Consider the following 14,469-nt stretch of genomic DNA (forward strand, 5'->3'; position numbering starts at 1 on the left):
ACGAGGCTCCGAGTGGATCGCGTGATTGGATGTCAGCCAAAGTTACTCTGCCTTGCTGCTGGCCTATGCGAACGGAGTACCTGGCTGCCACAGGAGCATCCGTGAGAGCGGCGCAAAGGTTGAAACGAAAATCTCACAAAGACGATCCCTTACCGTCTCACGGCAATCGCATGATTGAATTATGCATGTCGGCTGAAAAGCTTCTCGCTCTCTCCCTCGTAGGCGCTTTTGTCCCACGAACAGCTACGGAGATACAGTTGCAAGACGCTGACTTCCAAGCCGAGTGTTTTTGGAACGATCTTCCAGACGTCCGCATTGAGGTGGCCATTAACCTAGGAGGATATCCATGCGCCAATCACTCGCAGCCCTCGCACTCCTCACGTTCGTAGGTGCTAGCCCTGCCCTCGCGCAAACCACCACGACTGGCAAACCCGCGCCGGACGCTACCACGAGCGAGAAGTCCGGCGGCCAGCAGGCGGTCACCCGCCCGAACACGGATCGGCCGGACGCCAACAACCCGAGGACCACCGGCGCAGCCACAAGCGCCAAGCTCGAAGAGGGCGCCAATAGCTTCACCGAGGCACAAACGCGAAAGCGCCTAGAGGATGCCGGCTACAAGGACGTCAAGGATCTGAAGAAAGATGACAAAGGCATCTGGCGGGGTGCCGCGCAACTCAACGGCAAGCCTGTAACTGTCGGCGTCGATTTCAAGGGCAACGTCGCAGCAAACTAAATCAGCCAAAAAATTTGCAGAACCAAACCAGCAAAAAGGATTACCCGCCATGTCGCAGCAAACCATCACAGCCCTTTACGACCGCTATGAAGACGCCAGTGCTGCGGTCACGAAGCTCGAGGCCGCCGGTGTGCCGCACTCGGACGTCAGCATTGTCAGCAACAACGAAGGTGATCGACATGCCGGCCTTGTCAGTCGCGGAGCCGGCGACCACCGAGACGCCAAAGACAACGCTGAGACGGGTGCGGGCACGGGCGCGACGGTCGGCACGGTGGCCGGCGGCGCAATTGGCCTCCTCACCGGCCTCGGACTTCTCGCCATCCCGGGTGTCGGTCCTGTGGTCGCGGCTGGCTGGCTTGTCACCACTCTGACGGGAGCTGGTATTGGAGCGGCAGCCGGCGGTCTCATCGGCGGTCTCACTGGAGCAGGCGTTAGCGAGGCCGATGCTCACACCTACTCTGAGGGTGTGCGCCGGGGTGGCACTCTGGTCACCGTGCGGACTGATGAGATGCGGGCCGTTACGGCCATGAACATCTTGGAAGAGCATGGCTCGGTGGATGTCAATGAGCGTGCTCAAACTTGGCGTTCGGAAGGGTGGGCCGTACCGTCAGTAGCCGAGGATAGTTCGACCGGTACGACTGCAGGGGCCGGCCTGTCGTCTGCTGGGCAGGTCGAGGGGCGCACTCGCGTCCGCTCCTATCCGAACTGAGCATAAGCGAAAATGGTCGGGAGCTTCAGGAGAGAGTTGCCCCCGGCCTTCCCTCGTTATGCCCCTGGCGCCGCGTCTAAGCCGCGATGATCAGGCCGGAAACTTCAATATCGAAGGTACGCGCTCACCTCACGCCAAAAGGTACGCAAATATCGACGATAGTCTGACCGTCCATCCCAACCATCAAGGCTCAATGACCTTTACCAAACGCGAGTCTTGCCAAAGATCGACTCGCAGGTGACCGCAGACCGCCTTGGCAAGGCCTATAGCATCTTCGTCGTCCAGAGCCATTATACAGTGAGTCTGGACGATCCTTTCATCCGGATTCACCCGATGCGCGAAATATTTTATCTTGCTGGCGACATGTTTACTCTGATCTGAGATCAACATATTGCTTAACATTGCCTGTCTCAAATAATCTAGTTTTACTTGCATAAGGATCATGCCCCCAGAACGATGCTGGAAAGTAGATATACGACACTTAGAAGTAGCGACACTACATATCTGTCCACCTGGTGAAGCGATGTTTAACCAGCTCACCCGCAGAAACCGCTTTGAAGGGCCAGAGAGACATACGGAGAGAGATTGAATCCTTGAGATTTGGCGCCTCGTTGGACGTTGATGGACGAACCGTCTGAAAGAGCTCGGGATGATATTGCCGCACACGCGACCCAGGGAAGTTTAACGGTGGGCATTAAAGAACCGATCCGAAAGTCACTTAGATTGTTCGGCGAGCACTCTCATCCTTGGCAGCAGTACTCACGCGCCTGCTTTCATCGACACAAAAGATGGACTGCATGGTGCATCCTGCGAGAACCGCCCGCTTAATCAAATCTACCCGAGATTGATGTCTTACGATTATAAGCTCTCCCCCGGGCGGCTCAAGAAATCGCTTCTCGCGAATTCCGCGCAAGTTCAAGGCTCAAACAAACCGGACTTGTCCCAAGACACCGCCCAGTCCGGCGAGAAACGCGGTAACCGCCAAGCAAATAAGGAAGGATCTATGTTCTCGATAACGGTACGCCGCATATGCAGAACTAAGGGACGAAACGAAAAGCGCACCAATGAAAGCTGAGTTCGCAAACATCTTCCATCAATCCGAACAGTTTCGTGCACATGACATGAATTCTTGCGCTCCTCTTACACCCGAACCGTCAGTGTATTAAACTCGCCCCGCGGTCAAATGCGTCACGAGGCCGCCTTCCTGGATCGGAAGGTTTACACCCTGCAGGAACACAAGTAACTCTGGATTGCTGTATTGCCACCCTACCGAAAAACAGGAAGACCTGTTCCGAGGAGTACGAGTGCTACTGACAGCGAAAGTCCAGTCTGCACCTCGAAATGGCGTGCGTGCCGAGAAAATTGCATCGTCTTGAGCGCAGCAATAAATGAGCAAAGCATCGCAAAGCAGATTGCAAAAATCATTGTCTTAAGCCTCCATTCGAAAGGACATCACACTCTGCGAGTGATTTCAACTCCCTGGCGCAGAAAGGCTCTGAACAATCAGACACAAGCTGGCACTCGCGACGGAAAAATCTTTTTTAGCCCTCTCGCACTTGAAGCTCTCAATACGCGTGCTCAACGCTCCCGATTGTCATACGATGCAGCAAACTTAGGTTCAGCATTAGCCATGCTCGACCGAGCGGTTGCAGAGCCAATCCTCTACGAAGACCAACACGGATCCGCTATCGACACTCGGGTAAGCGAGCTCAGCTCCCCCAGACGCACTGCGCCGCGTGTCGCGCGCTACTAAAAACAATGCACCGTCTGGCAACCGGCCTTGCCTATCGAGCCATGCTGAGGCCTCTAAGAGACCGCGACCTGCGAGATAGCCCGACGGAAGGGCAGCCGCGGATCCGCGAGGCGCCCTGACCGCGGCAGACTCGTTCATCTTGCCGGGCCGCGCCATGAATTCGCTGCTCGCCAATAACGAAGCAACTTGAGTGACTTATCCCTCATCTAAGCTGTAGATTTACCGGGCACAATCTGTGGAGAACATCCATTAACCATGAATACTAACCATATATAGCTATAAAACTTTAGCAATCGCTTAAACGTTTGTTAACCTTGGCCTTACGGACGAAGCGGCGGACGTCCGGTTCAGGTCGAACAAACGGTCAGCAAGGCGAAAGCACATGAGTAGCACCCCAGCACCGCGTGTTCGCGGTCTTCAGTCGCTTGCCACTGGAGCAGTTCAGCCAGCATCGTCTCAGGATCGGGCAGTTCGGGCATTGTTGGCCCGTAGGCCATCTCTTCAGCGCACACCCACGCACATCGCTGACGGCTACAATTCCGAGGTCATCTCGGATGTCCGGCACGCCTTGGACCGTCTTTATGCGAGCGTCGAGACGACCGGCGCCACTCAGATGGCCTCCGAGTTGATCGACATGCTTCAGTTGCTGAAAGACAACTTCGCCGCGGAGACCTGGTACGAAGCTGTTGTGCCGACCGCGCGGGGTCATAGGATTGCACAGCTGGTTCACGAATGCCCGTTCACACGCCACTCGTTCACACGGCCCCGTGGTTACCCAGGCGACGCAGGGCTCCTTGACTACGTCTACCGGCATCCCGACGCTCAGCCTGCCATTGAGGCTGCATCGAGCGTGGGCCGAGGAGTGATGAGTCATACCATCAATGTGTCGGCATGTGAGGCTGTTCGCCGACGTAAGGACACACTCGCAGCAAAAATCGACGAAACGGCGCGCCGACGCCCAGATGCAGAGATTCTCGCCGTGGCCTGCGGCCACCTTCGCGAAGTGGAGAGCTCCAGTGCTCTCGGAGGAGGCGGCGTCAGGCGCTTGCTGGCAACCGATCAGGACGAGGGCAGTCTTAAAGTCGCGGCCGCGCATGGTGTCGCACACGGCCTTCCCATCGTGACGCAGAAGCTCAATGTCAGAAATTTCATCACTGCGAGGCAGAACGTCGGAGAGTTTGATTTTATCTATGCGGCAGGCCTTTACGACTATCTCGACGCAAGGGTTGCAGCGCGCCTGACGAGAAGCCTGTTCGGCCGCCTGAAAAGCGGAGGAAGATTGCTAATTCCGAACTTCCGCACTGGAATTAGGGAGGAAGCATTCATGGAAGCCTACATGGACTGGTTTCTTCTCTATCGTACGAAAGAAGAAATCGAGGCGTTCTCATCTCTCATTCCACACACGGAATTAAGCAGTGTTTCATATTGGGACGATGAGCTTGGCGAAATTGGATATCTTGAGATAGAAAAGCAATAGACTAGCGTTGCCGCTAAGCATCAACGTGATTGTTCCCACGGTCTGAAACGAAGGGCGAAGCCACATTTTCCGCTTTCGTGGCTGTTTGCCCGTCCGGTAATACAGGCGCAGCTTCCGTTAACTGAAACCATTATTTCCTAACATTCTCGTTTCCCAGCAATCACGGGCCCGGGCGCACTGTCCGTTGGACAAGGTGTGTCCGGGCTTCCTGGTCTGCTTGTTCCAAGGATGACAGCAAAAATTGACGTTTTTCTACGGCCTGTTCGGCCTTGAAAGTGTTCCGTTTGCGGGCGTTTTGCTCCTTCTAACTGGGAGGAGTGATGCTGGACGACGCAGAATGGAGAAAGCTGGAGCCTCTGATCGAGGCGTGTCGGCCGAGGGGCAAGACCCCGCCGCAGGATCTGCGCCGCACGGTCTCGGCCATCCTCTGGCGGCATCAAAATGGAGCCAAGTGGCGCGCCACCCGCTCTGACCACGGTCCCTGGGCGCGGGCGGCTCAGACCTTCATCCGCTGGGCGCGTCTGGGTGTCTGGGAGCGTCTGCTCCGCCTCGCCCAAGAGGCGGGTGTGCAACTCGGGATGACGTTCCTGGATGGCACCAGCATCCGCGCACATCAGAAAGCCGCGGGAGCCCGGCGAAAGGGGGCACACAAGCTGAGCGGGACAGTCGCGAGGCGCTGGGCCGCTCGCGCGGTGGCTTTGGCAGCAAGGCCTGCGTGATCGCCGACGGGCTCGGTCGCGCAGTCGCCTTCATCCTGGCTCCCGGTCAGGCACATGAACTGCCCCATGCCATTCCGCTGCTCGACCGTCTGCCGGGCGTGCCGAAGTGGGTGGTGGCTGATCGGGGCTACGCCAGCCACGCCTTTCGCGAGCACATTTGGACCTTGGGTGCCCGGCCCGCGATCCCGCCGAAGCGCAACGAGGCCCCGGTCGCCTGCCCAGACTGGATCTACAACAACCGCAACTAGGTCGAGCGCCTCTGGGCTCGGCTGAAGGAATGGCGTGCCATTGCAACGCGCTACGAGAAGACTGCCTCAAGCTTCATGGGCGTTCTCGCCCTCGCAGCCGCCCTCAACTGGCTCAAGAGCTAACAGGCCGTAGAGGGAGCAATGATCCGGTGGCGCTGCCGACCGTGCCGGGGGAATCGCCCATTGCCATGGCTCGACTCAATTTCAGCGAGCGCCCTCAGAGTATGAGACGAGCCCCTATGCTCAAGTCATTTACGCAGAAGCGTCACGGACAAAGCGAAGCGGTGCCTCAGGCTGCAACTGCCCCCACCATCAGTTTACTGCTTTTAGCCAGCAGCAAATTGAGGGCGTCTGCTGACATCGGTCGATTGAAGTAGAACCCTTGAAGCAAGCTAACGCCGTAACCCTTGAGTAGCTCGCACTGCTCCAGAGTTTCGATTCCTTCGACGATAATATTTTGACCAGAGTTTGCAACTAGACCAACTATATCTTTCAGTAGCTTTGCGCCGCGGGGCGTCTCACTCGCCTGAACGAATAATCTATCGATCTTAACAGTATCAAATTTGATTTTGCTCAAGCACGACAGCCCAGCAAACCCGGTCCCAAAATCGTCAAGCCAAACGTTGACTCCGATGGTTCGCAGACCATCGATAGCGTTGATGATGCCGGCGTGCTCATCGATCTCCAAGCCCTCAGTAATCTCGATTGCGAGCCTTGCCGGGGAGACGCGCGATTCGCGCAGCGTTGTGTCTACAAGTTCAACAAAGTTAGACTTCAACAGTTGAACCGCAGACACATTCACACTTATGCGGGGTAAAGCGAGGTTCGCCGCGAGCATTCCGCAAGCTTCTCGTATAGCCCATGCGCCAAGTTCGACAATCAACCCGCTGCGCTCAGCGACTGGAATGAATACGGCCGGAGAAATAGGGCTACCCCCGGGGGCCGTTAAGCGCATGAGAGCCTCAGCGGCGAAGAGCCGGCCCGACTCAATGCTCCAAATCGGCTGAAAGGCCAAAGTGACGCGCTTTTGCTCTATAGCGGTTCGGATGGCTTCAACTACCACATCATTGGTGGTATCTTTGTCCGCGACATTCGGATCGAAGGATTTGACGCAATTGCGGTTGCTATCTTTAGCCCAGTAGAGAGCGCGATCTGCCGCGGTGATGATTTTCTCCGGCTTTTCTCCCGTTACATCGCTGCAGAAAGCCGTTCCGACGCTGACTGTCACTGTTGCCAGATGATCGGATCGCGCCTCATGAGGAATGCTTAAAGCCTGCACGCAATGACGGATGCGCTCGGCGATGTCGAGAACGTGCTGCGAGTCAGGGGCTGGCATAAGGATAATAAATTCTTCACCGCCGAAGCGGCCAAGGGCGCAGCGATGATCGACCACTACGTTTTCCATCGCACGCGCTACAGCAATGAGGCAGGCATCTCCTTGCTGATGTCCATAGTAGTCATTGAACATCTTAAAATAATCAACATCGATCAAGATTACAGCGAACGGGACGGCATTAGCTCGCCACTCTCGCCAAAAATTCGCGAGAAGTTGGTCGGTCGCACGCCGGTTGCGCAAGCCGGTCAGAGCATCCGTGGTGGAGAGCCTCAACAGTTCCTCCCCGCGTTCAGTCGCTTGCTTCTGGCGGCTCTCAGCCCTCAACGAATTTAGGAAGACGCGATATCGCTCAACGTTGAGCTTCCAATTTAGAAACAACGTCAGCACAAGGCTTAATAAATAGAGCGATCCGATTGCGGCATAGAATCCCGCCGTGGCGTCAAACAGCTGCGACACTGCGGTAAAAAAGATAATCGTGATTAGACCTGACGTGATGGCTGCGACGCGAAACCGAAAATTGAAAAACAGATTTGACACCATCATAAAGACGGTTCCAAACGAGAGGTAGTAAAGTGCGTTTCCGACCTGGTTGCTGTAACTCGTCAGCGAAAGCCAAGCACTATAACCAATGACGATGCCGAGCGCGCATTGCAGTTCAACGAGCGAACCTTTTACTCCATACCTGATCTGGAGACTGATGGCAGCAACATAAACGATCCCGACCGCTATCCGGAGGGTGACAGCGTAAATGAAAACATCACCAATCAGGACGGCGTCGGTGAGGGAGAACAGGACGTAGAGAGCGCCCACGAACCATATGGCCGAACCTGCGTCTTTTCGCTGAACCTGCTCCTGCTGCGCTTGGTAGAGCTGCTTCAGCATCGGGCATCGCTTCTCGTGGCCATGCTTGGCCAGTTCGGTATCGAGCGCCTTGATCAAGTCTGCTTGCATGGTTGGGTCCACCAGTCGGCGACTCCTATCGGTAGACATTTCAAAAAAAGTTAAGAAATTTCGAGCGAATCGTTCAGCTGGCGCAAGCTCCTCGATACGGGCCGTTTAGCAACGGCAGCTGTGAGGCCTCACGGACTGCGAACAAAAACGTCGTGCGCAGATCGTAGGGATTCGTGTGCGTCCCGCCGCCTGGCTGCTTTACGACCTTCGCGATAAACCGCCGTTTTCTGCTTCGCCTTTGGCCACGCAGGGAAATCGGTTTCACGCCCTCGATGCACTCTGAGGTGTACAGCACCGTCAGCTCGGCGGACACCAACGGAGGTGAGCATCATTGAGGCGCGCATACACCTAAAGCGTTCTCGATCTATTGAAATCCTATGCGCTCTCGAGCGTGGTCACGCGAGTGGCTTACGCTATGCCATCATCTACCGCAGCGAGAGCTTGCTTCACGGAAGGCCAATCGCATTGAGTGCCCTCAGTGCGACAGCGGCTACCAACGTCAGTGCTCCCCCAACTGCGAAGGTCGCTAACATCAGCAGCCGGCGGAAGATCCAACCTCTGGGGTGGTGATTGTCATTGGCGGCGGCACGCTTGATGGAGCGGTACAGACGGCGACTGGTAGGGAACGGGGCTTTGTCCCACCACGGGTCCGCAAAACGCGGAGATCGACGCACCGATTTTCGACGCAGCTTCAATTCGCTCTCCGACGGGCGGCGGGCAACCGACACCCTACCCCCAAGCTACCGGCAACCCTGAGTCCTCCGCTAGGCTGGCGCGACGTCGCTCGGTTCTTCTGCCCAGGCATTGGCCCGACGCCATTCAACGATCAGGGCCGCGAGCGCAGTCTTGCCCGCCATGCGAGCATCATCGAACGTCGGATACGTGTGCAGAGAACGCCGTTTCGGCTTGCCCCTCTGGTTGATCTCCCAAACGAAGTGGCCTGCTAAGAACTGATGGGGTTTCAGATGAAGACAGAAGGGGTGCGGCATGTCTGATCAGCGCGGCTTCGGTGCCGCACGGTAGGGCGGCCAGGCACGATGGAGGTGCGTAAGCAGGGCCTCGGTCTCTCGCAGCCTGCGCTCAGCTTCGGTGACACACCAGTCATCGCCGGTCAAAGCCTGCACAAGTTGGACCTCCTCTGCATGACACGCCTCAGCCTCAGCAATAAGGCGCTCCATGGTCTCCAAGTGGCCTTCAGGCATCTCGCTCAAAATCCCCTGTTGGCGGCAGCAACTGCGTGAGCGCAGGGGAATTTACCAACAGTTTTTGTGGCAAAATAGAGCAATTTAGCTTCGGATTCCGCCCGAACAACAGGCGCCGATAGTGATAAGCAACTATTATAGCCGCTAAGCTCCCGCCGCGTAGACAGTAGAGCGACGCGCCTTAACGTCCCGATATGTGGATCGATAGAAGTCCAATTGCAGGGAGGCTTCTCTACCGCTGGCGAACTCGTTGCTTAGAAGAACCGTACCAAGGACGGCATCTGTATAGCAAACCTTCGAATCATCGACGTACAGGTACCCCGCTTGCCTATCCTCGAACTCGGCGGCCTGAAGGCCGCCTCGTGGTGTCAACTTGGAAATGAGGTCGAGATCACGATGGCGCTCTCGCTTCTGCAAAATCCCCTCCTTCTGCGGGTCGGTGCGCATGCCTACCAGCAAGCTTCTGAGCGCGAGGCCAGCGAAGGTCATCATCATTTGTTGGTGCGAATTTACATGGATCAATTCCGTACGGCTGCGGACAGACGAGGATAATGCCATGCACGGCGTCGATATCGCTCGACACGCCGCGCATGCCGCCACAGAAATTAGCTGCGGCTTTAGCCACTGCTGCGGCTGTTTTGCTTCGTCTTAGCCGAAGGTAGCAGAGCTATTGCCGCAACTGAGCAACTGGTTTCTTGTCCCTGGCAACGGCTTAGTTCCTGCTGGGGCACGCGTCTGACGACCACCGAAGCTACGGAAAACCGTCATGCTCCACAGCAATGCCCTACCCAGCCAAGCCTCTGACGACCTAACGGGCGACCTCCAGCATACGCTCGCCGCTCTGGCCGATGTCGAGTTCGCGTTCCAAAGCGCATGCGAGAGGCTGAACGATCTGTCGGGTCCGCAGGCGCGCAAGGAGAGGGTCCGGCAGCAGCTTGAGGCGGAGCGCGACCGTCGCCGTAAGCCACTGATCCAGCACTTGGACGAACTTGACCGACGCATGAAGGCGTTCGTGTTCTCCCCGCCGTCAGAGTGGCAGGCGTCCGGACGATTTGAGAGGCCGATGCATGCCTCGAAAGTTCATGCCTGATGCCGCAGCCTGATTACATTTGCTGCTGCTTAGGCTGGCTGCTCGGACGAGCGGTGCAGGTTGTGTGACGCGGTGCACTCCGAGGCACTGGGCAATTCGCCGTCGAATCCCGTTATTCGGCCGGGGAATGCTCGCAAGGCAACCGAATCAACAGCCGTGGCATTGGCCCGGTCCGTCACACGCCCCTGCGGCGCCTTGCGTACGTTCAGTGCCATGAAGGCAGCGATCTTCGGCACGATCTCGGCACGGAAGCGGGAGCCATTGAAGACCCCGTAATGCCCCGCTCCGGTCTGGAGGTGATACGCCTTTCTGTCCTCCGGCAGGTTCGTGCTGAGGTCGAGTGCGGCACGGGTCTGGCCCACACCGGAGATGTCGTCCTGCTCGCCCTCCACGGCCATTAAAGCGCAGCGCCGAATTGCGCTGAGGTCCACGGGCATGCCGCGATGGCGCATCTCGCCCCGCGGCAGGGCGTGCTCCACAAACACCGTGCGCACCGTCTGGAGGAAGAACTCGGCCGTGAGGTCCATCACGGCCAGATACTCGTCATAGAACTCGCGGTGCTTGGCAGCTGAGTCCCCATCGCCTCGCACGAGGTGGTCGAACATTTCCCAATGCGCGGAGACGTGCCGGTCGAGGTTCATGCCCATGAACCCGGCCAACTGGAGAAAGCCCGGATAGACTGGTCGCTCGCTGCCAGGATAGCTCCAGGGCACGGCGTGAATGCAGTGCCGCTCGAACCAAGCGAGGCCGCGCTCCTGCGCCAGTCGGTTGACCGCAGTCGGCGAGCGCCGCGTGTCGATAGGGCCGCCGATCAGCGTTGCCGAGCACGGCGCCAGCGGGTGGTCCTCAGCTTCCATGAGCGCGATGGCAGCCAGCACGGGTACAGAGGGCTGGCACACTGCCATGACGTTCAGATTCGGGCCGAGAACCGCGAACAGGGCACGGCAGTAATCCACATAATCGTGCAGGTCGAAGTTTCCGGCCGAGAGCGGTACCTGTTTGGCGTCGGCCCAATCCGTGATGAAGACCTGATGCGTATCGAGGAAGGCCGCCACGGTGCTCCTGAGGAGCGTGGCGTAGTGACCGGACATCGGCGCCACGATGAGGAGTTTCGGCTTGTCTGAGGGCTCACCGAAGGCGATGACGCGGCAGAAGGGTCGCTCCCACACGACGCGCTCGGCCACGCCGAGGTTGAAGGCGGGCTTGCTGTAGGTGCGCGTGACACGCTCGAACATCTCGCAGGAGGCTGCTAGGGCACGGCTCTGCGGCAGGTAGGCGAACGGACTGAACGGATTTTCGCAGACCAGCCGTGTTGCCGCGGCCCAACTGCGACCTGAGGACAGCATGGCGCAATGCGCATCTCGCATCACGTACAACATCTCAGCACATCCTAACTACACCCCATCAAGTTAAAATAAGCTTCCACTCTGTGGTTGCGAGCGTTATGAGTGCTGCACCATATTTTTCTTCTGATTCGCAACGCCAATGCGCCTCAACGGCCGGCATCCGCAAATTTGCCATCAGCCTATTCTAAACTTCTTTACTGTCTTCCCTCGAAGCGGTGCCGCCGTGACGATGGTCACGCTCAGAGCAGCTTACGCCGAAATCGATCCTCCGCGAGGTGTTTCGCGTATTATGCCAAAAGGATTAATTGGAGGGAAACGGAGTATTGTGGCTGAGATATGACCAGAGCCAATTGAGGCTCACGCGTTGCGATCCAGGCGGTCCGGTGTCGTACATTTCCATTGAGAAACTCGTCGGTCCGGATAGTGCTCCGCCATCCATTGAGCAATCACGGTCTGCGCGGTCGTCACACACTGAATGGGAGATTTTACATCGGTGAGTGAGATGCGTTCATGGACGCAATCCCGCTGTCCAACCATGAAACATACGGTAAGCGCAATCAGCATCCTGCACCTCTGCACCTCGTCGCAAGCCAACGATGCATGAAACGAAGTCTGCTAGAATAAAGTTCCAGACAGCAGTTCGAGACAAGCCTATGATAAGCTTGTCATATACCTTAGCGGGAGGGAATCTGCCAAATAACAATCTATGTTATTGGCCGGAACGCAGGATTGAGGCGCAACGGAGTTGCTCGGCGTATCGCCAGCCCGACAGCTAAGGCTTGGCGAGGCAAAACATCTCGCAATGGAAGTTTTCTGTGACGACGCGCCGCCGCACCCTGTGGGGCGGCACGATGGCACGCTGGAGGTATAAGCTTACCAGCAGGCGCGCGGCAGCCGCCTCTTCCAGCGATCGCCGCGGCGCAACTCTGAATGGTGCGACCTGCGCTCGCGCTGATCTGTGTGCGCCATCTTGGATACAGGAAGCGTCGGCACGGGTGCACTGATCAGAGGCGGCTCGACACCAACAGGGATCGCCTCTCGTGCTTCCGCGGCTACCTTCGGTGCAGCGGGAACCTCCGCGGCTTGTACCATAATACGCGGAGCACGCGGCTTCCGCTCGGCTCGCGGCTTACGAGTGGCCCGGATCACTTCCGCGGCCACTTCCTGGGATTCGGGCTCACTCGCCGAATACAGCGGTACGAGGGCAGGCAGGACTCGCGGAGCAGGCCGAGCATCGTGTTCGGCCTTTTGCGTCGCCGCTGCGGGTTGCTCCGGCTCCCGGCGAACCAACGTCGGCGCCTCGGCGCGAAGCGGCACGCCCTGCCACAGGCTCTTGCTCCAATGGCTGCGCCCGAAGGCGTCGGCGAGAGATGAGGTGGAAGAACGTGTACGTTTGACTTCGACCACGACGGGTCGCGCGCTTCTGCGCTTCATTTATTGATCCTGAGAATACGAAGCGGACGGATTTCGACGCAGCAACGGTGCGTGGCGATCTTTTGGGATGAAAGTGCTTCCGTGTCGAGAGCGAAGCACGAAATAGTTAATGAAAAGTTGCCACTCGCGTGATTAGAGCACCCTTTGCCGGCGGAGACGGTATGAAGCCCAAACAGCCTCAACGCCCCAGGCTTCCAACTCGTCCTCGCAGCGAATGCAGACAAGAGTCGAGTTCGGGATGCATGAGAGGTCGCGATCAACGACTTCTACATCGTCACTGTCACGCAGGAGCTTCGACAGCGCGGGCTCGTCACTGACATGTACGGCGAGAACAGCCTCATTCGGGAGTGGGTCCCTTGGGAGGGCTGGTATGAACGATTGTACAATCTCGGCGAACTGCATGGTGGCAATCTCCAGGGGTGTTCTGGAGGTATTTATCCACCGAGCAACCCGCAGTGCTGTGGCGGGATGATTATTGCGCTGGCATTCGCGCCATTCGCTCGTAGCTTCGTCGAACCTGAGGGCGAGCGTCCCTTAAGGAGGTCGGCGCCAGCCATCGGTTGAATTGATCCTGGCGAACGGCGGAATACGACGGTGACATAGTGAAGATCGAACGCCTACCCGCATGGTCCCTTCTCAGCCGCACGAGCCTTGATGCGCTGTTGGCTAGTCAGGGTGGCGCCGCACCCGAAACAATCGCGATCCAGCCATCCGTGACCGACATAGATGTTGGAACGGTTCCGCTCCTTGCTACCACGCGCCTGCTGATCGAGCGCGCTCAGGTATGTGGAGGTCTGACTCTGACCGCCACAGGCGCGCTCTCCCGCGCCGACACGCGAGCGATCTTCGACGTGATGTCATGGCCCGGCTATGACAAAGCGCACGTCCTCGTCATGAACAAAGTGCTGAACGAAGCCGATGTGATGCCAGTCGAGGCGACCCGGCTCATTGCTCAAACGGCTAAGCTTCTGCGCCGTCGCGATCTTCGTTTGCTCGCGACCAAGAAAGCACAGGCGCTCCTTGCAGAGGGTCAAACCGCTGACCTGTTTCGCCTGCTGTTCGAGATCGTCTTTTGGCGGATCAACCTTGGCTACTTCGACCGGGTGCCCGTAGAGCAATGGCCCCAGAACCACATCGGCATCGTGCTGTGGTGTCTCTCCGTGGCAGCCCAGGACTGGAGCACTCCAGCGGAGATGGTTCCGGTTTGCACCGTGCCGGATGAGGCGCTGGAAGATGGACCGGCGGACTTCCCTGGCTTTGCTTTTTTGAGCCGCGTACTCCAGCCACTCACGTGGTTCGGTCTAATGGAGTTGCGTTTGATCGGTGAGGAAAGCCAACCTGAGTGGCGCCGCGAGCGGCAGTACCGGAAGACGACACTGTACGATCGAGTGCTCCACTTTGATGTCGAGGTGATGCGGCCCCGCGGCTTCTCACATTAAGAGGCGCAACACCACGAACCATGATTTCACAC

8 protein-coding genes and 1 pseudogene are annotated in these 14,469 nt (G+C 57.7%); 6 read left to right on the forward strand and 3 right to left on the reverse strand.

All coding sequences use genetic code 11. From position 1 onward, the window contains the following. Positions 1 to 346 precede the first annotated feature (346 nt). The 4 genes and pseudogenes from F6X53_RS19920 to F6X53_RS19935 all read left to right on the forward strand — a co-directional run bounded on the left by F6X53_RS19920 (position 347) and on the right by F6X53_RS19935 (position 5,762). On the forward strand, positions 347 to 733 hold the full coding sequence (locus tag F6X53_RS19920) for a hypothetical protein (protein WP_151001941.1): 387 nt from the start codon (positions 347 to 349) through the stop codon (positions 731 to 733). A gap of 49 nt (positions 734 to 782) precedes the next feature. Then, the gene (locus F6X53_RS19925) at positions 783 to 1,442 is read left to right on the forward strand and encodes a general stress protein (protein WP_244965598.1); all 660 of its coding nucleotides are present in this window, start codon (positions 783 to 785) and stop codon (positions 1,440 to 1,442) included. 2,321 nt (positions 1,443 to 3,763) lie between these two features. Then, positions 3,764 to 4,672: a class I SAM-dependent methyltransferase gene (locus F6X53_RS19930; RefSeq protein WP_151001942.1), complete on the forward strand. Its 909-nt coding sequence runs from the start codon at positions 3,764 to 3,766 to the stop codon at positions 4,670 to 4,672. Between the two features lie 320 nt (positions 4,673 to 4,992). Then, positions 4,993 to 5,762: pseudogene (locus F6X53_RS19935) on the forward strand (IS5 family transposase). Between the two features lie 166 nt (positions 5,763 to 5,928). Here the strand turns inward: F6X53_RS19935 and F6X53_RS19940 are convergent. Together F6X53_RS19940 and F6X53_RS19945 are read right to left on the reverse strand one after the other, a co-directional pair. Next, positions 5,929 to 7,938 (reverse strand): putative bifunctional diguanylate cyclase/phosphodiesterase, encoded by a 2,010-nt coding sequence (locus F6X53_RS19940; RefSeq protein ID WP_238296565.1) that lies wholly within the window; start codon positions 7,936 to 7,938, stop codon positions 5,929 to 5,931. 1,334 nt (positions 7,939 to 9,272) lie between these two features. Beyond that, positions 9,273 to 9,623: a hypothetical protein gene (locus tag F6X53_RS19945; protein WP_151001943.1), complete on the reverse strand. Its 351-nt coding sequence runs from the start codon at positions 9,621 to 9,623 to the stop codon at positions 9,273 to 9,275. Between the two features lie 271 nt (positions 9,624 to 9,894). Between F6X53_RS19945 and F6X53_RS19950 the strand changes: the two genes are divergently transcribed. Beyond that, positions 9,895 to 10,218, forward strand: a complete 324-nt coding sequence (locus F6X53_RS19950) for a hypothetical protein (RefSeq protein ID WP_151001944.1) — start codon at positions 9,895 to 9,897, stop codon at positions 10,216 to 10,218. A 29-nt stretch (positions 10,219 to 10,247) separates the two neighbouring features. On the opposite strand, the gene F6X53_RS19955 is transcribed toward F6X53_RS19950, so the two are convergent. Next, the gene (locus F6X53_RS19955) at positions 10,248 to 11,597 is read right to left on the reverse strand and encodes a polyhydroxyalkanoate depolymerase (protein ID WP_151001945.1); all 1,350 of its coding nucleotides are present in this window, start codon (positions 11,595 to 11,597) and stop codon (positions 10,248 to 10,250) included. Between the two features lie 2,003 nt (positions 11,598 to 13,600). Here F6X53_RS19955 and F6X53_RS19960 point away from each other — a divergent pair. Beyond that, positions 13,601 to 14,437 carry a hypothetical protein gene (locus F6X53_RS19960; protein ID WP_151001946.1) on the forward strand — a complete coding sequence of 279 codons (837 nt, stop codon included), beginning with the start codon at positions 13,601 to 13,603 and terminating at the stop codon, positions 14,435 to 14,437. Positions 14,438 to 14,469 lie beyond the last annotated feature (32 nt).

This window comes from Methylobacterium soli, from assembly GCF_008806385.1.
Classification (GTDB): Bacteria; Pseudomonadota; Alphaproteobacteria; order Rhizobiales; family Beijerinckiaceae; genus Methylobacterium; species Methylobacterium soli.